The 24,090-nt window shown below is 72.1% G+C and carries 20 protein-coding genes and 1 tRNA gene; 10 read left to right on the top strand and 11 right to left on the bottom strand.

The window, feature by feature from the left end:
• Positions 1 to 13: 13 nt before the first annotated feature.
• Positions 14 to 760 (top strand): SRPBCC family protein, encoded by a 747-nt coding sequence (locus tag ABD714_RS18695; RefSeq protein ID WP_344813962.1) that lies wholly within the window; start codon positions 14 to 16, stop codon positions 758 to 760.
• The gene (locus ABD714_RS18690) at positions 745 to 1,224 is read left to right on the top strand and encodes an NUDIX hydrolase (RefSeq protein WP_344813961.1); all 480 of its coding nucleotides are present in this window, start codon (positions 745 to 747) and stop codon (positions 1,222 to 1,224) included. The genes ABD714_RS18695 and ABD714_RS18690 overlap by 16 nt, the downstream gene beginning before the upstream one ends.
• Positions 1,225 to 1,239: 15 nt before the next feature.
• On the opposite strand, the gene serA is transcribed toward ABD714_RS18690, so the two are convergent.
• The gene (serA, locus tag ABD714_RS18685) at positions 1,240 to 2,475 is read right to left on the bottom strand and encodes a phosphoglycerate dehydrogenase (RefSeq protein WP_344814308.1); all 1,236 of its coding nucleotides are present in this window, start codon (positions 2,473 to 2,475) and stop codon (positions 1,240 to 1,242) included.
• 94 nt (positions 2,476 to 2,569) lie between these two features.
• Between serA and ABD714_RS18680 the strand changes: the two genes are divergently transcribed.
• On the top strand, positions 2,570 to 3,250 hold the full coding sequence (locus ABD714_RS18680) for a DUF8091 domain-containing protein (protein WP_344813960.1): 681 nt from the start codon (positions 2,570 to 2,572) through the stop codon (positions 3,248 to 3,250).
• A gap of 117 nt (positions 3,251 to 3,367) precedes the next feature.
• On the opposite strand, the gene ABD714_RS18675 is transcribed toward ABD714_RS18680, so the two are convergent.
• The 4 genes from ABD714_RS18675 to ABD714_RS18660 form a co-directional block, all read right to left on the bottom strand.
• A complete protein-coding gene (locus tag ABD714_RS18675; RefSeq protein ID WP_344813959.1) occupies positions 3,368 to 4,372 on the bottom strand; it encodes a P1 family peptidase in 1,005 nt (334 codons plus the stop codon).
• A 2-nt stretch (positions 4,373 to 4,374) separates the two neighbouring features.
• On the bottom strand, positions 4,375 to 6,444 hold the full coding sequence (locus ABD714_RS18670) for a SpoIID/LytB domain-containing protein (protein WP_344813958.1): 2,070 nt from the start codon (positions 6,442 to 6,444) through the stop codon (positions 4,375 to 4,377).
• A gap of 129 nt (positions 6,445 to 6,573) precedes the next feature.
• Positions 6,574 to 7,686: a Gfo/Idh/MocA family protein gene (locus ABD714_RS18665; RefSeq protein ID WP_344813957.1), complete on the bottom strand. Its 1,113-nt coding sequence runs from the start codon at positions 7,684 to 7,686 to the stop codon at positions 6,574 to 6,576.
• Positions 7,683 to 8,501 carry a ThuA domain-containing protein gene (locus ABD714_RS18660; protein WP_344813956.1) on the bottom strand — a complete coding sequence of 273 codons (819 nt, stop codon included), beginning with the start codon at positions 8,499 to 8,501 and terminating at the stop codon, positions 7,683 to 7,685. The genes ABD714_RS18665 and ABD714_RS18660 overlap by 4 nt, the downstream gene beginning before the upstream one ends.
• A 42-nt stretch (positions 8,502 to 8,543) precedes the next feature.
• Here ABD714_RS18660 and ABD714_RS18655 point away from each other — a divergent pair, with 42 nt between their 5' ends.
• Positions 8,544 to 9,698, top strand: coding sequence for an FUSC family protein (locus tag ABD714_RS18655; protein ID WP_344813955.1), 1,155 nt, complete (start codon positions 8,544 to 8,546; stop codon positions 9,696 to 9,698).
• On the opposite strand, the gene ABD714_RS18650 is transcribed toward ABD714_RS18655, so the two are convergent.
• Positions 9,679 to 10,176 carry a hypothetical protein gene (locus ABD714_RS18650; protein ID WP_344813954.1) on the bottom strand — a complete coding sequence of 166 codons (498 nt, stop codon included), beginning with the start codon at positions 10,174 to 10,176 and terminating at the stop codon, positions 9,679 to 9,681. The genes ABD714_RS18655 and ABD714_RS18650 overlap by 20 nt on opposite strands.
• On the opposite strand from ABD714_RS18650, the gene ABD714_RS18645 reads away from it, so the two are divergent.
• On the top strand, positions 10,169 to 11,479 hold the full coding sequence (locus tag ABD714_RS18645) for a threonine/serine exporter family protein (RefSeq protein WP_344813953.1): 1,311 nt from the start codon (positions 10,169 to 10,171) through the stop codon (positions 11,477 to 11,479). The genes ABD714_RS18650 and ABD714_RS18645 overlap by 8 nt on opposite strands.
• A gap of 125 nt (positions 11,480 to 11,604) precedes the next feature.
• On the opposite strand, the gene ABD714_RS18640 is transcribed toward ABD714_RS18645, so the two are convergent.
• Positions 11,605 to 13,635: an ABC transporter ATP-binding protein gene (locus ABD714_RS18640; RefSeq protein ID WP_344813952.1), complete on the bottom strand. Its 2,031-nt coding sequence runs from the start codon at positions 13,633 to 13,635 to the stop codon at positions 11,605 to 11,607.
• Between the two features lie 9 nt (positions 13,636 to 13,644).
• Positions 13,645 to 14,304 (bottom strand): rhomboid-like protein, encoded by a 660-nt coding sequence (locus tag ABD714_RS18635; RefSeq protein ID WP_344813951.1) that lies wholly within the window; start codon positions 14,302 to 14,304, stop codon positions 13,645 to 13,647.
• A 140-nt stretch (positions 14,305 to 14,444) separates the two neighbouring features.
• On the opposite strand from ABD714_RS18635, the gene ABD714_RS18630 reads away from it, so the two are divergent.
• A tRNA-Met gene (locus ABD714_RS18630) sits at positions 14,445 to 14,521 on the top strand.
• 134 nt (positions 14,522 to 14,655) lie between these two features.
• Here ABD714_RS18630 and ABD714_RS18625 read toward each other — a convergent pair.
• On the bottom strand, positions 14,656 to 15,135 hold the full coding sequence (locus ABD714_RS18625) for a CYTH domain-containing protein (protein WP_344813950.1): 480 nt from the start codon (positions 15,133 to 15,135) through the stop codon (positions 14,656 to 14,658).
• Positions 15,136 to 15,217: 82 nt separating this feature from the next.
• Here ABD714_RS18625 and ABD714_RS18620 point away from each other — a divergent pair, with 82 nt between their 5' ends.
• Positions 15,218 to 17,026 (top strand): S8 family serine peptidase, encoded by a 1,809-nt coding sequence (locus tag ABD714_RS18620; protein ID WP_344813949.1) that lies wholly within the window; start codon positions 15,218 to 15,220, stop codon positions 17,024 to 17,026.
• A 403-nt stretch (positions 17,027 to 17,429) separates the two neighbouring features.
• Here the strand turns inward: ABD714_RS18620 and ABD714_RS18615 are convergent, their stop codons facing one another.
• Positions 17,430 to 18,740, bottom strand: coding sequence for a DUF1479 domain-containing protein (locus ABD714_RS18615; protein WP_344813948.1), 1,311 nt, complete (start codon positions 18,738 to 18,740; stop codon positions 17,430 to 17,432).
• A gap of 160 nt (positions 18,741 to 18,900) precedes the next feature.
• On the opposite strand from ABD714_RS18615, the gene ABD714_RS18610 reads away from it, so the two are divergent.
• The 3 genes from ABD714_RS18610 (at position 18,901) to ABD714_RS18600 (ending at position 23,395) form a co-directional block, all read left to right on the top strand.
• A complete protein-coding gene (locus ABD714_RS18610) occupies positions 18,901 to 20,064 on the top strand; it encodes an ROK family transcriptional regulator (RefSeq protein ID WP_344813947.1) in 1,164 nt (387 codons plus the stop codon).
• A 53-nt stretch (positions 20,065 to 20,117) separates the two neighbouring features.
• Positions 20,118 to 22,694 (top strand): glycosyl hydrolase, encoded by a 2,577-nt coding sequence (locus tag ABD714_RS18605; protein ID WP_344813946.1) that lies wholly within the window; start codon positions 20,118 to 20,120, stop codon positions 22,692 to 22,694.
• Between the two features lie 110 nt (positions 22,695 to 22,804).
• Positions 22,805 to 23,395 carry a mismatch-specific DNA-glycosylase gene (locus tag ABD714_RS18600; RefSeq protein WP_344813945.1) on the top strand — a complete coding sequence of 197 codons (591 nt, stop codon included), beginning with the start codon at positions 22,805 to 22,807 and terminating at the stop codon, positions 23,393 to 23,395.
• On the opposite strand, the gene ABD714_RS18595 is transcribed toward ABD714_RS18600, so the two are convergent.
• On the bottom strand, positions 23,392 to 24,075 hold the full coding sequence (locus ABD714_RS18595; protein WP_344813944.1) for a GOLPH3/VPS74 family protein: 684 nt from the start codon (positions 24,073 to 24,075) through the stop codon (positions 23,392 to 23,394). The two genes, ABD714_RS18600 and ABD714_RS18595, sit on opposite strands and share 4 nt — an antisense overlap.
• Positions 24,076 to 24,090: the final 15 nt, after the last annotated feature.

Raw genomic sequence — 24,090 nt, 5'->3', positions numbered from 1 at the left:
GCAGAATGACGCCATGCAGCTGACCCACACCTTCACGATCGACGCTCCCGTCGACCAGGTCTTCGACGTGTTCGGTCGTCTCGACCTGCTCGCGCCGTGCTTTCCGGGCGCCTCGGTGTGGGGTCGTGACGGTGAGGTCTACCACGGGGCGGTCAAGATCAAGTTCGGGCCGTTCCCCCTGGTCTTCGAGGGAACCGCGCGGGTGGTGCGGGCCGATGTCGCCGACCGTCGCCTGGTGGTCAAGGCCAACGCCCGGGACCGGCGCGGGGCGGCGGCCGGGTCGGCCACGGTCACGGCCATCTTCCGACCGACAGGCGACGACGGCACCCGGGTCGAGGTCGGCACCGACCTGGACCTGACGGGCCGCCCGGCCCAGCTCGGGGCCGGGGCCATCTCCTCGGCCAGCAACCGACTGGCCGACCAGTTCATCGGCTGCATCGGGGCCAAGCTCGCGACCGGGCTGACCGCCGACGCGCCCGGGTCGCAGCCGGCCGGAGGCCCCGCGACGAGCGATCGGGCCGGCGACCAGCGCGGTCCTGCGGCGGCGGCCGCGGACCCGGCGGCCGTCGGTGCCACCGGCCCGACGACACCCCGCCCGGCACGGCCCGACTACGCGTACCGCCCGCCGACCGCCTCGGAGTCGGCCCCCCACCTGCAGGTGCTGCCCGACGTGGCGCGCACCTGGCTGCCGTTGGTGGCCGGCGCCGTGGGCGGCCTGGCCGTCCTGGCTCTGGTCGTCGGCTGGTGGCGACGGCGCTGAGCCGCCCGATGGCCCGGCGCACCCGCTACGAGGCGAACGTCTGCGTGCTGCTGCGCCGCGACCGGCGCTGGCTCCTCACCGTCCGCGGCCCGCACGTGGCGTACGCGCCCGGGATGATCGGCATGGTCGGCGGACACGTCGAGCCGGTGGCCGGGACAGGCGTGCTCGAGAGGACCGCGCGCCGCGAGGCGCGCGAGGAGACCGGGCTCGACCTGACGGCGGTGCCGTTGTCCTACCTGTCCAGCGGGCTCTACCTCGGCCGGGACGACCAACCGGTCCTGACGGTGACGTACGCCGGCGAGCTGCCCGTCGGCCCTGAGCCCCGGCTCGCCGACCCCGACGAGCTCACCGCCGTCGGGTGGTGGACCGCGGCGGCCCTGGCGACCGCGGACAACTGTCCTGACTGGCTGCCTCCGCTGCTGACGGCCGCCGACCACCTCCTGGACGGCCTCGGCCGATCCTGAGCCCGTGCGGTGTCCTCAGCCGGCGATGACCCGCAGCCGTACGGTCTCGGGCAGGTCCCGCAGCTTGGCCAGGGCCTCTTCGGCCAACGGACCGCTGACGTCGGTGATCACGTAGCCCAGGTCACCCCGGGTGGACAGCGTCTGACCCTCGATGTTGACCCGGCTGTCGGCCAGCACCCCGTTGACCGTGGCCAGCACGCCCGGCACGTTCTGGTGCACGTGCAGGATGCGGGTCCGATCGCCGCGGTCGGTGGCCACCGGCGGCAGGTTGACCGACATCGAGGTGTTGCCGGCGGCGACGTAGTCGCGGAGCTTGCCGGCCACGAACCGGCCGATGTCCTCCTGGGCCTCCTGCGTGGAGCCGCCGATGTGCGGGGTGAGGATGACGTTGGGGATGCCCTGCAGGCAGGACGTGAACGGGTCGCCGACGGTCTTCGGCTCCTCGGGGAACACGTCCACCGCAGCACCGGCCAGGTGGCCGCTGAGCAGGTGGTCGCGCAGTGCCTCGTGGTCGACGACGACGCCGCGGCAGAGGTTGAGGAACAGGCTCCGGGGCCGCATCATCGCGAACTGCTCCCGGCCGAACAGACCGGCGTTGCCGGGCCGACCGTCGACGTGCAGCGAGATGGTCTCGGCCTCGGCCAGCAGCTCCTCCAGGCTGTGGCAGCGGCGGGCGTTGCCCAGGGCCAGCTTGTCGGCCACGTCGTAGAAGAGCACCCGCATGCCGAGCGCCTCGGCCACCACCGACAGCTGGCTGCCGATGTTGCCGTACCCGACGATGCCCAGGGTCCGGCCACGGACCTCGTGAGCGCCCTTGGCCGACTTGTCCCACTCGCCGTCGTGCATCTTGGCGTTCTTGTCGGTCAGGTGCCGGGCCATCGAGATGATCTCGGCGATGGCCAGCTCGACCACGCTGCGCGTGTTGGAGTAGGGCGCGTTGAACACCGCGAGACCACGCTCGGAGGCCGCGGTCAGGTCGATCTGGTTGGTGCCGATGCAGAAGGCCCCCACCGCGAGCAGGCTGGGAGCCCGCTCCAGCACCTCGTCGGTCACCGTGGTCTTGGAGCGGATGCCGAGCAGCTGGACACCGTCCAGCGCCGCCACCAGCTCGTCGGTGTCGAGGGCACCCTTGACGGTCCGTACCTCGATCCCCCGCTCGCCGAGCAGCCGTTCGGCCTCGGGGTGGATGTTCTCCAGCAGCAGCGCTCTCATGGTTCCCTCGTCGGTGGTGCTCGTGCGGCCGTCCGCGATGCACGTCGGGCCCAGCGGACAAGTCTAGGAACACCGTCGACGGTCGGGCATTCCCGTCTCAGGTGGTCGGTCGCTCAGACTCTAGGGTGACCGCGTGGGCATCGGCGAGCTGGCGGAGGGACCGCTGCACGCCGCGCTCAAGCAGCACCTGGGCAGACCGGGGGATCGCTTCGAGGTTCCGGTCGAGCGCTGGGTGGTCGACCTGGTCCGCGCCGACGGCGAGCTGGTCGAGATCCAGACCGGTGGCTTCGGTCCCCTGGGACGCAAGCTCGACGGGCTGCTCGATCAGCACCGGATGCGGATCGTGCACCCCGTGCCCGGCCGCCGCTGGGTCGTCCGGACCGACGCGTCCGGCGACGAGCTGAGCCGGCGCCGGTCGCCGCGCGCGGGCCGCCCGACGGAGATCTTCGACGTGCTCGTGGCGTTCCCGACCCTGATCGGTCACCCGAACCTGGTGATCGAGGTGCTGCTGTGCGAGGAGGAGCACGTCCGCGCAGCGGCCCCGGTGGGGACCGGGCGGCGCCGCCGGGATCCGGGGGTGCGGCACCTGGTCGGGGTGCTGACGTCATACGAGATCCGGCAGCCCCCCGACGTGCTCGAGCTGCTGGATGCGCCACTCCCCGCCGGGCCGTTCAGCACGGCTGAGCTGGGCGGTCTGGTGGGAGTGCCGAGGGTGCTGGCCCAGCGGATCATCTTCTGCCTGCGGCTGCTGGAGCTGATCGAGCCCGCCGGGAAGCGCGGTCACGCGCCCCTGTACCGCGTAGCCGGACCCTGATCGCGGCCCCGCTGCGTCGAAGTCAGCTCGACCGAACCCGTTCCCGGCGTGTCGCCCCGGATTCGGCGCAGTCGAGCTGACTTTGACGCAGGTTCCAGCCGGTCCCGCCCGCGCAGGTCAGCGCAGTCCGGCCAGCTCACGGTAGGCGCGCAACCGACCACGGGTCTGTGCCGAGGTCAGGGCCACGAAGCAGGCGTCCACCACCACGTCGGCGGTCACCTCCAGCAGCCGGTTGAGCAGCCCCACCGAAGCCAGCGGGTCGGCGGGCGCGGTGTGCCGACCGGAGCCCAGCGCGAAGAAGGTGTCGCCGTCGGTCAGCTGGTGGGCGGGACGCACGGCCCGAGCCAGCCCGTCGTGGGCCACGGCCGCGACCTTGCCGGCGTGGGCCTTGGTCAGGGTCAGGTCGGTGAGCACCACCCCGATGGTGGTGTTGAACGGTCGGCCGGCCTGCCCACGCGCGGCGGAGAGCGCCACCCGCCCGACGCTGTCGGGACGGTCCAGAACCCCGCGTCGGTCCGACCACAGGGCGCCGGTGTCGGGGTCGACCGGGGAGCCCGCCGCGTTCACCACGATGGCCACCCCGACCCGCCCGGCCGGTCCGTCGTCGCCCAGGGACAACGCGGCCTCCGCGTAGCCGAAGCCGCCCTTGAGACCGCCGGCCATCGCCCCGGTGCCCGCGCCGACCGCGCCCAGCTCCGGGTCGGTCGTCCGGCGACCGAAGGCTCCCTTGGCGGCGTCGTACGCCCGAGCGCCGAACTCCGCGGTCGGTCGGTGCGCGAAGACCCCACCCCGTCCCAGGTCGAAGATCACCGCGGCCGGCACGATGGGCACCACCTCGCCCGGCTCCCGGCCCACCCGGAATCCACGACCGTCCGCCGCCAGCGACGTCATCACGCCGTCGGCGGCCGCCAGGCCGTACGCGCTGCCGCCGCACAGCACCACCGCGTCCACCTGCTCGACCAGGGCCCGGGGGTCGAGCAGGTCGGTCTCGCGGGTGCCCGGAGCGCCGCCCCGCACGTCGACCCCGCCGACCGCGCCGCGCTCGGTCAGCACGACGGTGGCGCCGGTCAGCCAGCCGTCGCCGTCGGCGGTGTGGTGGCCGATGGCGAAGCCGTCGATCATGCTCAGATGGCGAAGCGGGTGCCGGAGAACGAGCCCGTGTAGGCCGTCGACCGGACCAGCTTCGTCCCGTTGCTGCGGTACAGCTGGAGGCGGCCGGCTCTGGACCGGGTCACCAGGTCGCCCCGCTCGTCCCCGTCCACGTCGCCGACCGCGGTGATCGAGGAGACCCCGCCGAAGCCGGTGCCGATCGGCTTGCGGGCCGCGAAGCCATTGGCCGTCCGCAGGTGCACGTACAGGCTCGAGCCGCTGCGGGTGATCACGTCCAGCCGGCCGTCGGCGTTGAAGTCGCCGGCGCCGCGCAGCCAGTCGGCCTTGGACCAGCTGCCCGCGACAGTGGTCACCCCCTTGACTCCGGTCGCGCCGTTGCCGTAGATCACCGAGGCGACGCCGCCGGACGTGATCGCCATCAGGTCGGGGAACCGGTCGCCGTTGAGGTCGCCCACCCCGCTCAGGTAGCGGTGCTTGGACACGACGCCCAGGTCGATACCGGTGGAGAAGCTGCCGGTGCTGGTGCCCCGGTAGAGGACCAACCGCTGCCGGGAGGTGCGGGCCACCACGTCGGCGTAGCCGTCGCCGTTCCAGTCACCGGCGTTCAGCACGTGGGTGAAGGAGCCGAACCCGGAGTCCAGCGTCTGCCCGGCACCGAGCGCCTTGGTCGAGACCGGGTAGCGGCGGAGGTCCCCTCCGCTGGTGATCAGCAGCAGGTCGACCCGGCTGGTGGACCGGTAGGAGCGGGGGAAGGCGGCGTACTTCTTGCCGGGCTTGATCACCACCGGAGCCGGTTCGGGCGTCGGGGCCGGGAGCGGGGTCGACGGCGAGGGCTTGGACGGCGACGAGGTGCCGTTGACGGTGAAGTAGTTGCCGCGCATGCCGAACTTGCCCTTGAAGGTGGTGCCGCTCACGGTCACCGACTTCTTGCTGCCGGTGATCTTGATGGTGGTGACGCGGCCGCCCCAGCGGCCGTAGCCGTCACGCTTGGTCACCTGGACCCGCTTCGCGGTGCCGACCCCGAACGCCTTGCCCAGCCGGGACGCCGAGATCGTCTTGCTCCACGACTGGTCCTTGATCACGCCGTCGTACGGGTCCTTCTGGGCGCTCTGGTAGCTGTAGTCGCCGGTGGTGATCTGTCCGCCGTTGGACGAGGTGAACTGCGTGTAGGCCGGCTTGCCGCCGAAGGACATGATCACGTGCGCGGTCGCCCGGACGGCGGTGTCGCCGTTGGCGGTCTCGTTGTCCATGCCCCGGTAGACCTGGCAGCTGGTGGTGTCGCAGATGTCGTAGCCCGAGCTCGCGGAGCGGGCCCGCAGGAACGCGCCGTAGGTCCGGGCGGCCACAGCCTGCGCCTTGACCGCCTCGGGGTGCCAGGACGTCGGCATCTCCGAGGGAACCACCGCCCGGACGTAGTTCTCGACCGACACCGTGTTGACCGAACGGCCGCTGCTGCCCCGCTTGATCAACGACAGGCTGCCGCGGTAGCCCCGCGTCGAGCCGCTCGGCAGCACCAGCCGGAGGCTGCCGGCGGAGCTGCTCGCCGTCCAGGTGCCGGTACCCAGACCCGTGCTCCGGGTCTTCCAGCTGCCCCCGGAGGACTTGTGCGACAGCGTGTAGCCGGAGCCGGACCGGCTGATTCGCCAGGTGGCGTACGCCGACCCGGTCGGCAGCGTGTACGTCCTCGAGCCGTCGCTGACCCGGGCTCCGGCGGCCGGCTTGAACGTGAGGCTGCCGTCGGAGTCCGCGGTCACCCAGACCCGGATGGTGCCCGTGTTGGGCAGCGCCGCGCGGACCGTCTTCGGGTAGTAGAAGGCCAGGATCTGCTTCCAGGTCAGACCCTTCCGGGCCGCCCCGTAGGCGCCGTACTGGCTCATCCCCCAGCCGTGGCCGAACCCCGCCCCGGTGACGTAGAAGTTGCCGCTGCGGGGAGACGTCGCGGAGTCGGCCGCCGCCGTCGGGCTGGCGGTCACCGACGAGGCCCCGACCAGGCCGACGGCGAGGCCCGCCACCACCAGGCGGCGGGCCCACCGACGGAGGCCGAGGAGCGGCTGCTGCAGGGCGTGCTGTCTCGGGGAAGACATGGCCATCCGTTCGTCCGGGGTCACGAAGGCCCCAGAGTGCAGGAGGTCAAGCCCAACACGCCAGTGTTAAGGAAGAAATTCCTGTGACTAGAGTGAATGTTGGGGCGAACCCTCAGTCACAGGTTCACCTCAGCTCCCGAGGCTGATCTCCTGTCGCTGAGCGGCCGAGGCGTAGCAGGCATCGACCACGCGGGCCCGGGCCAGCGCCTCCGATCCGTCGTGCTCGACGTTGGCCCCCGCCCGGACCGCGGAGACGAAGTCGGTCACCGCCTGCAGGTGCTGACCGTCCTCGGGCACGTACGGCGTGAGCTCGGCCGGGACCCCGTCCTTCTGGGTCCAGATGCCCAGCTTGCGGTAGGTCGCCGGGAACCCGCCCCACTCGATGCTGGCGCCGCCCTCGGTGCCGTAGAGGGTCACGTAGCACTGGTCGTACGGGATCCACTGGGCCCAGCTGGACTCCAGCAGCAGCGTGCCGCCGCCGCCCAACCGCAGGAACGCCGTGGCCAGGTCCTCCACGTCGAAGTCGGGGGTGGCACCGTCGGTCTTGGCCCACGGCCCGTACGCCGACGCGCCCTGTCCGCGGGGGCCGAACTCCGCGTAGGTGGACGCCGTCGCGCTGGTCACGTCCGGCTCGCCGAGCAGGAACAGCGCCATGTCCAGCATGTGCACGCCGATGTCCATCAGCGGGCCGCCGCCGGACGCGGACTGCTGGGTGAACCAGCTGCCCAGACCCGGGATCCCCTCCTTGCGCAGCCAGCCGGCCTTGGCGTAGTAGATGTCGCCCAGCACCCCGGACGCGACGACCTGCTTGAGCGCCTGGACGTCACCGCGGCGGCGGTGGTTGAACGTGATGTCCAGCACCTGGGAGTTCCGGCGGGCCGCATCGACCATGGTCTGGGCCGCCGCGCCGGTGTCCGCCATCGGCTTCTCGCTGAGCACGTGCAGCCCCGCGTCGAGAGCCGCCACCGTGACCGGCGCGTGCAGGTTGTTCGGGGTCGCCACCGACACCACGTCCACGCAGTCAGCCGCCACCAGCTCGGACCAGTCGCCGAACCGACGCTCCGGCGGCACGCCGTACTGGTCGCCCAGCAGCGCCAGCTTGTCAGGCTCCAACCCGGCCAGCGCCACCAGCTCGACGCCGTCCAGCTGGGCGTACGCGTCCATGTGCTGCTGGCCGGCCCAGCCGAGGCCGATCACTCCGGCCCGCAGGGTCCCGCTCTCGTTCGTCGTCGGGGCGCTCATGCCGACACCTCCCCGTCCTGCGCGAGCTGCGCCCGGAAGCGCGGGGCCGGCTCGTTCACCACGGCCGGGGCGACGAAGTCGATGCTGCGCTGCGGGGCCGCCCACTGCACCGCGTTGGCCAGCACCCGCTTGATGTCGGGATGGTGGTAGACGGGATAGTCCTGGTCACCGGGCGAGAAGTAGAAGATCCGGCCCTTGCCCCGCCGCCAGGTGCAGCCGGAGCGGAAGACCTCGCCCCCGGTGAAGGTGGACAGGAAGATCTGCTCGTCCGGCTGCGGGATGTCGAAGTACTCGCCGTACATCTCCTGCTCGTCGATGACGATCGGCGACGGGACCCCTTCGGTGATCGGGTGCCCGGGGGCAACCGTCCAGACCAGCTCGGTGTCGGCGGAGTTGCGCCACGCGAGCGAGCAGGAGGTGCCCATCAGCTTGATGAAGATCTTGGAGAAGTGCGCGGAGTGCAGGGGCAGCAGACCCATGCCGCCCAGCACGCGGGAGTAGACGCGGTCGACCACCGCGTCGTCGACCGACCCGTGGGTGGCGTGTCCCCACCAGGTGAGGACGTCGGTGTTGTCGAGCACCTCGGCGCTCAGACCGTGCTCGGGCTGGTCCTGCGTGGCGGTGCGCACCTCGACGCGGTCGCCGAGCAGCTCGCTCAGACCGGCGGCGATCGCCCCGTGCATCCCGTCGGGATACAACCGGGCCATCATCTCCCGGTCGCGGTCGCTGTTCTCGTGGAAGTTCTCGCCCCACACGGTGACGCGGATCGGTGCGGTGGGGGTGGTCGTGGACTGGGACTGTGTCGGTGAAGTCACGAGGCAACAGTCTGCCAAGGCCAGCGTGAGAATGGCGAGTCGATGCTGCGATCATTCAGCGTGGCTGACGACCGCTCTGCTCTCGACAAGGTCCGGCTCCGCGCCTTCGACCTGAGCGAGCGGACCACCCGGCTCGGTTACCGCTCGGCGCAGCGCCGGCTGGCCCGGTGGCGGGGCCGCGGCTTCCTGATCGCCCAGTGCGCGGTGACGGCCGGGTTGGCCTGGTTGATGGCCCGAGAGCTGCTGCAGCACGCCGCCCCGTTCTTCGCCCCGGTGGCCGCGATCCTCGTGCTCAACGTCACGTACGGCAACCGGCTCCGGCGCGGGGTCGAGGTGGCCATCGGGGTCGCCCTCGGCGTGCTGGTCGGCGACGTGTTCGTGTCCGTCTTCGGCACCGGGGTCTGGCAGATCATGGTCGTGGTGGCGCTGGCCATGTCCCTGGCCAGCCTGCTGGGGGCCGGCCAGCTGATGACCATCCAGGCCGCTGTGCAGGCGGTGATCGTGACCACCCTGCTGCCCGATCCCGGCGCCGGCTTCGGCCGCTGGCTGGACGCGGTGGTCGGCTGCGCCCTGGCGCTGGCCGTGGCCACCCTGGCCCCGAGCGCACCGCTGCGCCGGCCCGGGATCCTGGCCGCCCAGCTGCTGCAGGAGCTGGCCGCCACCCTGCGTGCGGCGGCCACCGCGCTCCGGGACGGTGACGAGTCCGCCGCGGACCTGGTGCTGGAGCGGGCCCGCGAGGGCGAGGCCCAGCTGAAGACGCTCCAGGACGCCGCCGACGAGGGTCTCGCGGTGGTCCGCCAGAGCCCCTTCCGGCGCCGGCAGCTGGGCTCGGCGCTCGCGTACGCGCAGCTGGCCGAGCCGTTGGACCGGGCCAGCCGCAACCTGCGGGTGCTGGCCCGCCGCAGCGCGACAGCGGTCTGGCGGGGCGACACGGTGCCGGAGTCGTACCTGCGGCTGCTGGAGAGCAACGCCGGACTGGCCGAGCGGATGGCCAGCGACCTGCACGAGGGAAAGCTGCCCGTCGCGGCCCGCAAGCTGCTGGTGGCGGCGGCCCGGGAGACGTCGCACCTGCCGGTCGCCGACAGCATCTCGGCGGTGGTGATCCTCGCTCAGGCCCGTTCCATCCTGGTGGACCTGATGGAGCTGACCGGGTTGGACTACGCCGACGCCCGCGAGCTCATCCCGGACATGGACTGAGACCACAGCCCATGACCCGACCGCCCCGACCGCTCGCCCGCAGCCCGCTGAGAGACCGCCTGCTCACGGTCCTGACCTCCCTGCTGCTGGCGTTGCTCGCCACCATCGCGCTGGCCACGACTCCTCCGGCGGTCGCCGACACGCCCACGCCGGCGAGCCCGGGGGCGTCTCCCAGCGCGACCACACCCCCCCCGCCCTCCCCCACCCCGGACGCCACGCCACCGGCCAGTCCCGGCGTCACCGCCACGGCACCTTCGTCTCCGGAGCCGACCGGTCCCACCCGGTCGGTGACCCCGACCCCGGAGCCGACGGTCAGCTCAGCGGCGCCGACCCCGCGCCCGACCCCGACACCGTCCCCCACCCGTCGTACGCCGACCGCGTCGACCACCCCGGTGGTGATGATCCCGTCGACGCCACCGGCGAGCCTGAGCGCCAGCGTCCCACTGACCTCGGCGATCATCGCCTTCGTCGTGCTCATCCTGGTGGGGCTGCTGCTCCGGGAGCTGACCACGGTCGCCGGCTCACCGCCCGAGACCGATGACACCGTCATCCTGCGACCGGCGACCCAGGAGGACGTGCTCCGGCTGATGTCCATCGCCGGGGACGCGCTGATCGAGGCCGGCTTCGACGTGAGCGACGTCCAGTCCGACCTGCGGGCCATCGCCACCGCGCACGGGCTGCCGGACGTCCAGATCATCGCGATGCCGACGGCGCTGGTGGTCTCCTCGACCAGCGGCGGCACGCTGCGGACCAGTGCCGTGGCCACCGGAGCCGTCCAGCTCCGGCTGCACCAGATCGAGGCGCTCGACGACGTGGTCGCCCGGACCCGGCTGGGCCTGGACCCGCGAGCCGCGCTCAAGGAGATCCGAGCGATCCGCCAGGCGCCGCCCCCGTTCCCGCCCGCGGTCCAGCTGCTGGGTGGGGTGCTGGCCACCATGGGACTGGCCGTGCTGCTGGGCAGCTCGGGTCGCGGCACGCTGCTGGCCGGAGGTCTCGGGGTGTTCACCGGCGCCGTCCAGCTGCTGGGTCTGCGGGTGCCGCTGCGCTACCAGGCGCTGGTCACGGTGTCCGCGGCCACCGGGGTCTCGCTGGCCGTGTTCCTGCTCGCCCGGTCCGGCTGGACCGCCGACATCGTCCCGTCCCTGATCGCTCCACTGGTCACGCTGTTGCCCGGTGCCCTGCTGACCACCGCGGTGATCGAGCTGGCCAGCGGTCAGATGATCTCCGGGGCCGGGCGGCTGGCCGCCGGGGCGACGCAGCTGCTGCTGCTGGCGCTGGGCATCGTCGGCCCGGCGCTGCTGGTCGGCATCCCCGCTCTCGAGCTGACCAGCACCCGACCCGCCTTCGGCACCCTGGGTCCGTGGCTGGGCGTGGCCGCGTTCGGGATCGGCATCGTGGTGAACCGCTGCGCCCGCCCGCGGTCGATGGGCTGGATCCTGATCGTGCTCTACGTCGCGTACGGCGCTCAGGTGCTCGGCGGTCTGTTCATCGGCGGTCTGCTGTCGGCGTTCGTGGGGGCGCTGGCCATGACCCCCGTCGCGGACCTGGTCGCGCGTCAGCGCGGCGGGCCGCCGGCCATCGTCAGCTTCACCCCGGCGTTCTGGATCCTGGTGCCCGGGGCCCTCGGGTTGATGGGCGTGGCCACGCTGCTGTCGGGCGACGGCACCGGCACCGGGTCGCTGCTGACCGCCGTGATCACCATGATCGGCATCGCCCTCGGGGTGCTGGTCGGACGCGCGCTGTCGACCCTGATCGGGCTGCGCCGCCGGGTGTGGAGCTGAGGCACGCGGTCGGCCACGCGGTCAGCGTTCGGCTCGGGAGGGGCCGGCTCGGGAGGGGCCGGCTCGGGAGGGGCCGGCTCGGGAGCGTCGGGCTCGGGAGCGTCCGGCTCGGGAGGCTCGGGAGCTCAGACGCCGATGTCGGCGCGGCGACCAGCCCGCTTGTCGCACCAGACCTCGCCGTCGGCGTACACCACCCCGTCGGAGAAGCGGCCCTCCACCCGGCCGCCGTCGAACTGCTCGTTGTAGAGCCGCGCGTACAGGCCGCCGCGGGCCAGCAGCTCGGCGTGGGTGCCCTGCTCGACCAGCTCGCCGTCCTCCAGACCGAAGATCACGTCGGCGTTGCGGATGGTGGACAGCCGGTGGGCGATGGCGATCGTCGTCCGCCCCTGGGTGGCACGCTCGAGCGCCTGCTGGACGAGCCGCTCGGTCTCGGTGTCCAGGGCTGAGGTGGCCTCGTCGAGGATGAGCACCCGCGGGTTCATCAGCAGCACCCGGGCGATGGCCAGCCGCTGCTTCTCCCCACCCGAGAGCCGGTAGCCCCGCTCGCCGGCCACCGTGTCGTAGCCCTGCGCGAAGCTCATGATCCGGTCGTGGATGTTGGCGTCGCGGGCGGCCTGCTCGACCTCGGCCCGGGTCGCACCCGCCTTGGCGTACGCGATGTTGTCGAACAAGGAGCCGTGGAACAGGTAGGGCTCCTGGGTGACCATGCCGACGGACTGGGCGAGGGAGTCGAAGGTGACGTCGCGGACGTCGTTGCCGTCGATCCGGATCGCGCCGCGCCCCACGTCGTAGAACCGCGGCACCAGGTAGGTCATGGTCGTCTTGCCCGACCCGGACGGACCGACGATCGCCGCCAGCTGACCGGGCTCGATGCGCAGGCTGATGCCGGCCAGGGTCCAGTCACGGGCCGGCTCGATCGGCTCGTCGGTTGCCGCTTCCGCCATCTCCTCCGGCGGCGGTGCGCTGTCGGCGGGCCCGAACCGTGGCCCGGACCGGGTGCCACTCAGCTCGCGCGCCTCCGGGTAGCGGAACCAGACGTCGTCGAACTCGACCCGCCCGCCCTGCCGGGTCCTCTCCAGCGGGCGCGCGTCGACCCGCTCGACGATCGCCGGCTGCAGGTCGAAGTACTCGAAGATCCGGCGGAACAGGGCCAGTGAGGTCTGCACGTCGAGGGTCACCCGCATCAGCTGCATGAGCGGCATCTGCAGGCGCGCCTGCAGGGTGGTGAAGGCGACCAGGGTGCCGGCGGTGAGCAGCTCGCCACCCCCGATCCGCCCGGTCATCAGGTAGCCGGCCACGAGGTAGATCAGGGCCGGGGTGACGGCGAAGAACGTCTGGACCAGGGCGAAGAACGTGCGGCCGGTCATCGCCGCCTCGATCTGCAACCGGGTCTGGTTGCGGTTCTCCTCGCGGTAGCGCTCGGTCTCGGCGTGGCCGCGGCCGAAGACCTTGGCCAGCAGGATCCCCGACACCGACAGGGACTCCTCGGTGATGGCCGTCATCTCCGACAGCGACTCCTGGGTGCGGCGGGCGATCCGTTGTCGGCGTCGGCCGACCCGCACCTGGACGACCAGGAACAGCGGCATCAGGATCAGGGTCAGGACGGTCAGCTGCCAGGACAGCAGCACCATGGCGATGAAGGCCGCGATCACCGTCACCGAGTTCTGCAGGATGGTGGTGGCCGTGTCGGTCAGCACCGTCCGGACGCCGCTGACGTCGTTGGCGAGCCGGGACTGGATGGCCCCGGTCTTGGTGCCGGTGAAGAAGGCCAGCTCCATCCGCTGCAGGTGGGCGAACAGGTCGCTGCGCAGGTCAGCCATCGCGGAGTTGCCGATCCGGCTGGTCAGGTAGTTCTGCCCGATGCCGAGCAGCGCGGTCACGATCGGGATCACGATGAGTCCGCCGACCAGCCACCACAGCAGCGACAGGTCGACCGCTCCCCCATCGACGGGGAACAGGGCGTCGTCGAAGATCGCCCGCGTCAGGAACGGCGCGACGGACGTCAGGGCCGCCGACACCAGCACGACCAGGGCGACCAGCAGCATCTGCTTCTTGTACGGCGCCAGCTGCCGCGCGATGCGCCGCAGCACCCCGTCGGCCACGACCTCGTCGGTCGGGGCGCCGGCCGGGGTCTGCTGAGCCGTGGCAGCCGTCATGCGCTGAGGCTACGCGCGCGCTCCGACACCACCGAGGTGCCGGTGCCGGTGGCCGCCGTGCACGGCCGCGGCCATGCCCAGACCGATCACGACGGCGGTCAGGTGACCCATGGCCGTGAAGTCCGGTCTGATCGCGAAGACCGCCCCCATCACCCCCAGACAGGCGAGCGCGTACGGGAGCCGGCGTCGCCGCGGGACCCGGGCGGCCAGCAGACCCACGGCGGCCGCCAGGCCGTAGCTGACACCCACGTCCGGCTTCACCACGATGGAGAAGTGGGCGATGTGCCGGTAGAGGGCGTTGATCTCCATCGCCATCACGAACAGCGTCGCGCCGACGTGACCGAAGATCCAGATGGCGATCAGCGCCGTGCGACCGAGCCAGCGCTGGACCAGCCCGAAGACCCACACGACCACCGGCACCAGCAGCAGCTGGGTGAGGGGCGAGACCACGAACGCGCTGGCCGCGAGCACCGCCAGCGGACTGGCCCGCATGTTGTCGAGGTTGGTGCTGACGCCCTCCACGAGCCTGCGGACCGTCGCGTCGGAGTGCAGACCGACCCACAGGCTGACCACGGTCACGACGAGCCCGTAGACGAGGCCGACGTCCCGACCACGCCACAACCTGGCCAGGGTCGTCTGGAGCCGGCTGTCCGTCGGGGCGTCACTCACGAGAGCATTCTGGTCCTCGCGGACGGCGGTGTCGGCTCCGGTCCGACCGGCGTCACCGACCCCCGAGCACTGCCACGTGATGCACGTCTCACCTCAGGATTTGGGGTCTGCGTCATCGTCGCGTAACTTAGAGCAAGCGACGCGGGGTGGAGCAGCTCGGTAGCTCGCTGGGCTCATAACCCAGAGGTCACAGGTTCAAATCCTGTCCCCGCTACCAACGAAGAAGAACCCAGGCCTTCGGGCCTGGGTTCTTCTGCTTCTCGGGACCGGTGACAGCACGCCCGCCGCGGCCGGCTGCACGGCCCCCGGCCGCTGCGCGAGCCGGTCGCGGTCGGACCACAGCGATCGCGCTCAGCCCGCGCCCCACTGGCTGAAGGGTCGGCCGAACAGCTCGGCGTTGGTGTAGCGGAAGTCGTCGGTCACGTTCTCCCCCGCCCAGACCGGCACCTCCCAGGGAGTCTCCTCTGTCGGCACCTCGAGCTCGGCGACCACCAGCCCGGCGTTGGCGCCGGCGAACTCGTCCACGATCCAGCCGGGCCAGGGGTCCCCGAGCGCGTAACGGGTCTTGGTGATCGGGAAGCCCTCGGTGATCATGGCCAACAGCGCGCGAGCGTCGTCGACCGGGATCTCGTACTCGTACTCCGGACGCCCGATCCCGACCTGCTTGCCCTTGATGGTCAGGAAGGCGTGGGCATCGTCGACGACCCGAACCCGGATGGTCATCCCCGGCGTGGTGCTCAGGTAGGCCTGGCTCAGCGCCGAGGTCTCGATGACCGCGTCCCGCCACTCGTCGCCGACGACCACCAGCTTGTGCTCGAACTCGGTCCCCATGCGGGCAGCGTACCGGCGGGTTCTGTCCTATCCTGACGGCCACGCTCGTGGTTTGCTCCGGCCCTGAACAGAAAGCCTCTCGATGTCTGCGTCTCGTTCGGGTCGTCCTTGGCGCCGCCTGATCACCGGTCTGATCGGCCTCACCCTGGTCGGCGCTCCGCTGGCCGCTACACCGAACACCGCGTCAGCCGGCACCCACCACCGCTACCTGGTGAAGACCACGACGGGCTCCGACATCGCCCGACCGCTGGCCAAGGCACGGCAGAACGGTGGCACCGTCATCACCCGGCTCTCTCGGACGATGAACGGGTTCACCGCCGAGCTGACCCCGGCGCAGGCCGCTTGGCTGGCCAGCGACCCCTCGGTGACAGACGTGGTCGCCGACGTCGCTTACACGATCGACGACCAGCGGGTGATCGCCAACGCCAGTCAGAGCAGTCCGCCGTGGGGTCTGGACCGGATCGACCAGCGAACTCCCGAGCTCGACGGCCGCTACGACTACCTGACCGCAGGCTCCGGCGGCACCGTGTTCGTGATCGACTCCGGTATCCGCCTCACCCACAGCCAGTTCGGTGGCCGGGCCGTCAGCGGCTGGGACTTTGTCGGCGGCGACGCCAACGCCTCCGACTGCGCCGGCCACGGGACCCACGTCGCCGGCACCGTCGGCGGAAGCACGTACGGCGTGGCGAAGGGCGTCCGCCTGGTGTCGGTCCGAGTGCTGAACTGCAGCGGCGACGGCTACATCATCGACATGATCGATGCCCTGGAGTGGGTGGCGGCCCACAAGCCGGCCGGGCCGGCGGTGGTCAACATGAGCCTGGGCTTCCAGGTGACGTCGGCCACCCGCACCATCGCGGCCTCCGTGGACAGCGCTGTCAACGCCGTTGTCAAGGCCGGCATCCCCGTGGTGGTGGCCGCCGGCAACTCCGGTGAGGACGGACTCTCCGCCTGCAGCTACAGCCCAGCGCGCGTGCCCGCCGCCATCACGGTCGGAGCCAGCGACGACACCGACACCCGCGCCTCTTTCTCCAACTTCGGTGGCTGTGTCGACCTCTACGCCCCCGGAGTCGGCGTGCTGTCGTCCTGGGTCAGCTCCAACACCGCAGCCGGCTACCTGGACGGCACCTCGATGGCGGCGCCCCACGTCGCCGGGGCCATCGCCCGGCAGCAGCAGGACGATCCGCTGGCCTCGCCGGCCGCGCTCGTCGGTCAGCTCCTAGGCCGCTCCACCCTCGGCGCCCTCACCGACGCCGACGAGGTCGGGACCCCGAACCGGCTGCTGTTCGCCACCCCGCCGGCCGAACTGGCCGACGCCCCGATCGCGGTCTCGGCCGCCACCAGCGACAGCCGGAAGACCGTCACCGTGCGCTGGTCACCTCCGGCCGGTGCCGGAGCCCTGACCGGCTACCGGGTGATCCGCACCGGCAGCCGCGACAGCGGTGGTAAGGCGGTGGCCGTGGCCGGCGTATCGACCACCACCCGCAGCACCACCTTCACCGGACTCCTTGCCGGGGGCAGCTACTGGATCCGGGTGCTGCCGATCACCGCGGCCGGTGCGGGTCGGGCCACTGGCGTGAGCGTGCGACTGCTCGCCGTGCCCGTCCCGCCGGCGATCGCGAAGGCCTCGTCCGGCAGCAAGAAGGGCAAGGGCACCACGGTCGTCGGGCGGTGGGCCAAGCCCACGTCCGGCGGGCCGGTGGCGAGCTACCAGGTGCGGGCGGACCGGGTGGGCAGCAGCAAGGACAAGACCGTCGTTGTGCGCTCGACCGCGCGGTCGGTGGCCATCGCCGGTCTGGTCAAGAACAAGAAGTACCGGATCCTGGTGCGGGCGACGAACGTGGCCGGCACCGGCGCCTGGTCGAGGAAGTCCGCCACCGTCACCGCTCGCTGACCACTAGGAGCCGTCGGCAGCTGACTCCTGGATCGGCGCTGACGTACCGGGATTGGTGTCGGGGGTGTCCGGGACGGCGTCGGCTCCCCCGCCCGAGGTCTCGGCGCCACCGAAGCCCGAGGGTCCCTCGGAGACCTGACCCTCGGACGATTCTGCTGGCCTGTGCTGCCGAGGATCGCGGGGCTTCGGCGGGGTGGGCTTCGGGGTGCTGTCGTGAGTGGGTTCAGCCATGTGCACACCGTAGGTGACGCCCCCGCACAGCCGACCGGCGACGCTCGCTGCCGCTGTCGCGGTCTCGCCAGGAGCTGACGGAAACCTGCGGCTCGTGGCCCGCGCCCGGCGTGTCGGCCCGGCGTGTCGCTGTTGAGCTGCAGATTTCCGTCATCTCGGTCCGGAGCCCGGCTCAGGCGTCCAGGCCCAGCCCACGCCGGCCGATGTCGTTGAGGTCGTCGACGCCGAACCGGTTGGTCCAGGACGCCTCGTAGTTCTCCTCCGGAAAGTCGTACGGGCTGTTGCCGGCCAGGAACGCCTCGCGCACCTTGGTCTGGTAGGCGACGTTCTTCGCGCACAGCGGGGCGGCCGGGATGTACATGACGTTCCCCCAGCCCTGCTGGTCGGTGACCGGGGCGACCGAGTGGATCATGTCGCAGTGCCACCAGACCGAGTCCCCGGGCTCGACGTCGGGGATGGCGGAGACGGCCTCGAGCAGGATCGCGTGGTAGCGCTCGTTCACCGGGAAGGTCCGGTTGGGCTGCACGCCGCACATCTCGTCCTCCGCGACGTCGTCCAGCAGCGGCCGCAGCATCAGGTACGCCATCGCCTTGGGGATCGGCACGGTGTGCAGCACCCCCTGGTCGTTGCGCATCTCCGACAGCGCCGTCCAGCCCTGGAAGGTGCGGAAGGCCGAGCACATGGTCGAGCCCGGGTACTGCGACGCCTCGGTCCGGTAGGCCGCGTCCCACGGGTCGTAGGCGGCGACGTCACCGGAGAAGAGGCGCCGGAAGTGCTGCTGGTAGCCCTCGGTCATCCACAGGTCCAGCGTGCCGGGGTCGAGGTGAGTGCCAAGACCGCCGGAGGTCGCGCCCGGCGGGCGGCGGCGGATCCGGTCGGGGTAGAGGGTGTCCACCTCGGGGTCGAACCACTGGTGACCCTCGGACTCGGCGGTCCACCGGCTGTTCAGGAAGGCCTGCACGGTGGCCATCCGCGGGTGCTGGCGCGCCTCCATCTGCGCGCTCGACCAGTAGATCGGGTAGATCTCGGGCTTGCTCATCTCCGTGCCCAGGCTGCCGAAGAAGTCGTCGGCGGGGCCGGTGTAGGCCTCGAAGAACTTGTTGCTGTCGACGTACTCCACGGCGTCGCGGTCCCACTTCTCGGCCTCGGCGCGGTCGAAGTGACCCCGGATCACGGCGCAGCCGCGACGCTTCAGCAGGGCCAGCTGATCGGCCGAGACGGTGCCGGCGGCGATGTCGGCGTAGTCGATCACCGGCCACACCTCCTCGCCCCGCGCCCGCGCCGCCACGATGTCGGCGATCTCGCCCTCCAGGAACGACTCGATCTCGGCGATCACGTGGGCCACCGTGCGACCGGAGGCCTCGATCCGCGCCCGGATGGCGGCCTTGATCTCGGCGGTGGCGGCCGGGATGTCAGCGGGGATCGTCTCCCAGTGCGGAAGTCCGGTCAGCGACGACACGGTGCTGGCGGTGGTGGTGGTCATCCTCGTCCTCCTGGACAGTGGGGTGTCGCTCGGCCCGGCGGCGACAGCCCGGATAAGAGTTGTAATGGTCCCTAACAATTGGCCTGCGAGAACTGTACGACGACTGACCGCTAAAGTGCAAGGACTCCTAACAACTTTCTGGCGACCCCGGAGGTGCGTGGTGACCGAACGAGCCGAGGGCCCGCGGCGACCCACTCTGGGCGTCGTCCGCGAGCTCACCGACCGGCACGTGGTCGACCAGCTCCTCGACTCCCCCGAGCTCACCCGGGCCGAGCTCGCGAGCCGTACGGCCATCTCCAAACCGACCATCTCGGAGTCGGTCCGGCGACTGACCGAGGCCGGCGTGCTGGAGGAGGCGGGGCACCAGGTGGGTCGCCGCGGGCCGGCCGGCACCTTCTACCGCCTCCGCACCGACGTCGGCGGCGCCGTCGCGGTGTCCGCCGGACCCGATGGCGTGCTGGCCGAGCTGCTCGATCTGCGCGGTGACACCCTCCGCCGCGCGCACCGGCCGGTGCGGGTGCCGGCCACCCGCTCCGAGCTCGAGCCGATCCTGGCCGGCGCGGTGGCGGAGGTGGTGGACGGCTCGCCGGGCGGCGTGCTGGCCGGGACCCTGAGCGTGGCCGGACCGGTGGATCGGGCCACCGGGACGCTCGTCCGACTGCCCGACTCACCCTTCCTGGTCGACGCCCTCGACCCCGTGCCGCTCCTGACTCCCCTTCTCGGCAGGGCCCCCGTCGTGGACAACGACGTCGACTGGGCCGCACTGGCCGAGCGGACCGAGGGCAGCGCACAGGGCCTGGACGACTTCGTCTACCTGTACCTGGGACCGGGTCTCGGCGGCGCCGTGGTCACGGCGGGCCAGGTGCTGCACGGAGGTCGCGGGCTGGCCGGCGAGATCGCGCACGTGCGCACCATCGGCCCGGACGGGCGGGCGGTCCGGCTGGTCGAGGTGTTCGCCGAGCTCGGCCTCCGCCGGCCCGGCAGCGCCGCCCTCGACGTCGACCGGCTGCGGACGGTGCTCGACGGACGGTCCGCGGCCGACGAGCGCGCCGCGGAGACGATCGTCACCGCCCTGGCCGGGGTGGTCGCGTCCATCGGCACGGTGCTGGATCCGCAGGCGGTGCTGGTCGGCGGGCCGTGGGCCGACCACCCGACCGTCGTGGACCGACTGCCCGGGGCCGTGGCCACGCTCGCCGCCGTGCCGACCGAGGTGCGACTCGCCGAGCTGGGCACCGACGCCGCCCACCGGGGGGCCCGGCGAGCCGCCGTCACCGCGGCCCGGGCCGCCCTGATCCGGACCCTGCACGTGGCGGACCCGCTCTGACACGTCGGCACACTGTTTCTTGAAACGATTCAGCAGCCCGGTTAGGTTGAGGCGTGACCACCGCACCGACGCTGTCCGAGCTCCGTCACCTCTTCGTGAACCCCCCACCGGAGGCGCGCCCGATGATGCGGTGGTGGTGGTTCGGACCTCAGGTGACCCGGGCCGACATCGAGCGGGACCTGTCGACCATGGCGACGGCCGGGATCGGCGGGGTGGAGGTCTCCTACGTCTACCCGTTGGTCGAGCACCCCACCCGGCTCGGATCGGAGGAGTTCCTGGCCGACCTCGCGTACGCGGCCGACGTCGCCGAGGGACTGGGGCTGAGGTTCGACGTCACCCTGGGCAGCGGCTGGTCGTTCGGCGGTCCGCACATCGGCCCGGAGCACGCCGCCCGCCGGCTCCGCTGGGAGCGCCACGAGATCGGTCCGGACCGGATGGTCGTCGACGGGGGGCGGCAGCCCTGGCCGGGTGACGAGCTGGTCGGGGTCTACCTCGGCGCCGGTTCGCTGCAGGAGGAGCCGACGGCGTACGCGGCGCTGCCGATCGCCGCCGACCGCACGGTGGAGGTGCCGGCGGGGGCCGGCACCCGGGTGGTGCTGACCGCCACCGCCGGGCTCACCGGGCAGAACGTCAAACGCGCCGCCGCCGGCGCCGAGGGTCCCGTGCACGACCACTACAGCGCCGACGCCGTCCGCTCGCACCTCGCCGCGCTGGGCGACCGGATCGTCGCAGCCGTCGGGGCCCACCGGCTGGGTTCGGTGTTCTGCGACAGCCTGGAGGTCTACCACGCCGACTGGACCGCCACCCTGCCCGTGGAGTTCGCCCGCCGACGTGGCTACCCGCTGGAGCCCGGGCTCTGGCAGCTGGTGACCGACGGCCCGGACGCGGCCGGGTTCCGCGCCGACTACCACCGGACCCTCTCGGAGCTGTACGAGGACAACTTCCTCGTCCCGCTGGCCGACTGGGCCCACGGACACGGCGTGCCGTTGCGGGTGCAGAGCTACGGCGAACCGCCGGCGACCCTGGCCAGCTACGCGCACGTCGACGGCATCGAGGGGGAGCAGTGGGGCTGGACCCGGATGCCCCCGACCAGGTGGGCGAGCTCGGCCGCGCACCATCTCGGCGTGCCGGTCGTGTCCTCGGAGACCTGGACCTGGGTGCACGCTCCCTCGTTCCGGGCCACCCCCCTGGACCTCAAGGGCGAGGCGCACGAGCACTTCCTGCTCGGCGTGAACCAGCTGATCGGGCACGGCTGGCCGTGCTCGCCGCGACCCACGGACCCGGACGGCGGGCTCGGCTGGTTCTTCTACGCCTCCGCCGCGCTCGACGACCGCAACGCGTGGTGGCCGGCGGCAGCTGACCTGATGGGCTACCTGCAGCGCCTCTCGGGTCTGCTCCGGTTGGGGGAACCGGTCCGCGACGTCCTGCTCTACCTGCCCACCACCGACGCGTACGCCCGGTTGGGCACTGCCACCTCGCTGGACCTGTGGCGCACCCTGGCCGGCCTGGTCGACCCCGACCTGATCGCCTCGTTGCGGACGGCCGGCTACGACCTGGCGCTGCTGGACGACGGGACGGTCCCGCTGGTCGCCCCGACCGCGGACCTGGTCGTCGTGCTGCCCGGCGAGGTCACCGTCCCGGCCGCGACGCGGAGCTGGTTGGACCGGGTGTCGGCGGTCGACGGGCGGGTGCTCATCCTCGGCGACGGCGAGGACGCGGCGGCCGCTGTGGGCCGGCACCTCGCACCCGATCTCTCCCTGCGGCCCCGCCGGACCGACGTGGGCATGGTGCACCGCCGGGTCGGTGACGTCGACGTGCACCTGCTGGTCAACACCGGTCCGCACCGCCGTCTCCAGCGGGTCGTCCCGCGGTCCGGGCGCCGGTCGCTCGAGGTCTGGGACCCGGCCGACGGTCGGGTGGTCGCGGTCGCCACCGATCCCGACGGAGCGGGCCTCGAGGTCGGGCTCTCGCCCTATCAGGCCGTGGTCCTGGTCGGGCACGACGCGACCCCTTCGACCCCTGCCGTCCGAGTCTCCGTTCCGCCGTCGCCGCACGCGCACCGGGTTCCGGTGGACACGGGCTGGCACCTGCTGCGGCCGGACGGCACCGACCTGGGCGAGGTCACGCTCCCCCACCGTTGGGAGGACGATCCGCGGATCGGACCCGACCACTCCGGCACGCTGACGTACCGGACCTCGATCCGTGAGCCGGACACCGCCGGCCCCATCCGGCTGGACCTGGGGGACGGCCGGCCCGCCGACGAGAGCGGAGCCGGCCGTGAGAGCGGCATCGAGGGACACTCCTACCGGGTGCGCCTGGTGCCGCCGGTCGGTGAGGTTGTCCGGGTGCTGGTGGACGAGGTGCCCGTGGCGACGCTGTGGGCTCCGCCGTACGTCTGCGACCTGACCGAGGCCCTCCGTGGCACCGGCACGGCCACGTTGCGGCTGGAGGTCTCCAACACCACGGCCAACGCCCTGGCCGCGGATCCGACGGTGGCCGACTGGGTGGCCGACGCCGAGCGCTGGCACGGTCGGCGGTTCCGGATGCAGGCCCTCGACCGGGTGCGCGAGGGACTGTCGTCGGGGCTGCTGACGGTGCCCGAGCTCACCTTCCACCCGGCGGGCGGCTGACAGCGCCACGAAGTGGTGCTGACCACCCGACGACGTCGTGACCCAGCCCCGGACAGGTGAGGTGCAACGGGTGGGACCGTCGGTGGCACCGCCTCGGGTACCGTCGCGCGGTGGGTTTCACCAAGGCCGAGCTGCGCTCGTACGCCGACGCCTCCGTGCCCGACCTGGTCGGCCCCGGGCTCCGGCTGCTGTTCGTCGGCATCAACCCGGGACTGTGGACCGCGGCGACCCAGACCCACTTCGCCCATCCCGGCAACCGCTTCTACCCGGCGCTCCGGCTGGCGGGCGTGGTGGATCACGAGATCAACCGGGCCGAACCGCTCACCGAGGCCGACCGGGCGTACCTGATCGCTCGGGGGCTGGGCAACACCAACCTGGTCAACCGGGCCACCGCCCGGGCCGACGAGCTGACCGCTGACGAGCTGCGCGCGGGTCGTCGGCGGCTGGAGGCGTTCGTGGCCGAGCACCGACCCGTGGTGGTGGCCGTCGCCGGCATCACCGCCTACCGCACCGCGTTCGGTCGTCCCCGGGCCCGATCCGGTGAGCAGCCGGACCAGATCAGCGGTACCCGGCTGTGGGTGGTGCCCAACCCCAGCGGGCTGAACGCGCACGAGACCACTGCGAGCCTGGCCGCGGCGTACGCGGAGCCGGCGCTCGCCGCGGGTCTGGAGCTGACACCTCCGGCGGGGCTTCCCGGCTAGCTACCGCCCCCGCCATCGCCGCCACCGCCGCCACCGGAGGCGGCCATCGCGGCCGTGGCCTCGGCGATCGCGTCCTTGACCGCCTTGGCCGCCCAGTCGCCCTGGCTCAGCTGCTTGGCCCGCGCCTTCACCCGCTTCCTGTCCGGGCCGACGACCACCTTGGGCAGGATGCCGGTGGCCTCGACCAGTGCGATCAGCGCCACGGTGCGCTCGGTCGGCGTGAGCCCGTCGACCAACGCCGACCAGAGCCGGCCACGGACCTCCCGACCGGGTCCCGGGTCGACCGTGGGATGGGACCGCAGCCCGAGGACGGCGCTGCGCTGCTCGGCGAGCACCCCCTGCCGCACCAACCGACCCAGCCGCCGGTCCTTGAGGCCCTTGGAGATCGGCCGCCAGGTCATCGGGCTGATCAGGTTCTTCACCTTCTGCCCGTCCTTCTCGGTCAGCTTGACCAGCACCGCGTCCAGATCGGGGTCGTCGGTCGGCCCGGTGTCGATCACCGTGACCTTGCCCCGCTGGGTCCAGCCCGCCTCGGACGGGGCGATGGAGATCCGCTCGGCCAGGGCGAGCTCGACCAGCAGGGCCGCCCCCAGGGCGGCGTCCAGGTTCAGGCCCGACGCGATCGTCCTGCCGGTGGTCTCGTCGAGGGCCACCAACAGCAGTTCGTCGGCGATCAGCATGATCTCGACGCTACC

The sequence above is a fragment of the Microlunatus aurantiacus genome (assembly GCF_039536605.1).
GTDB classification, from domain to species: domain Bacteria; phylum Actinomycetota; class Actinomycetes; order Propionibacteriales; family Propionibacteriaceae; genus Microlunatus; species Microlunatus aurantiacus.
The sequence above is the reverse complement of the archived record's forward strand: the minus strand, read 5'-3'. Positions and strand labels throughout refer to the sequence as shown.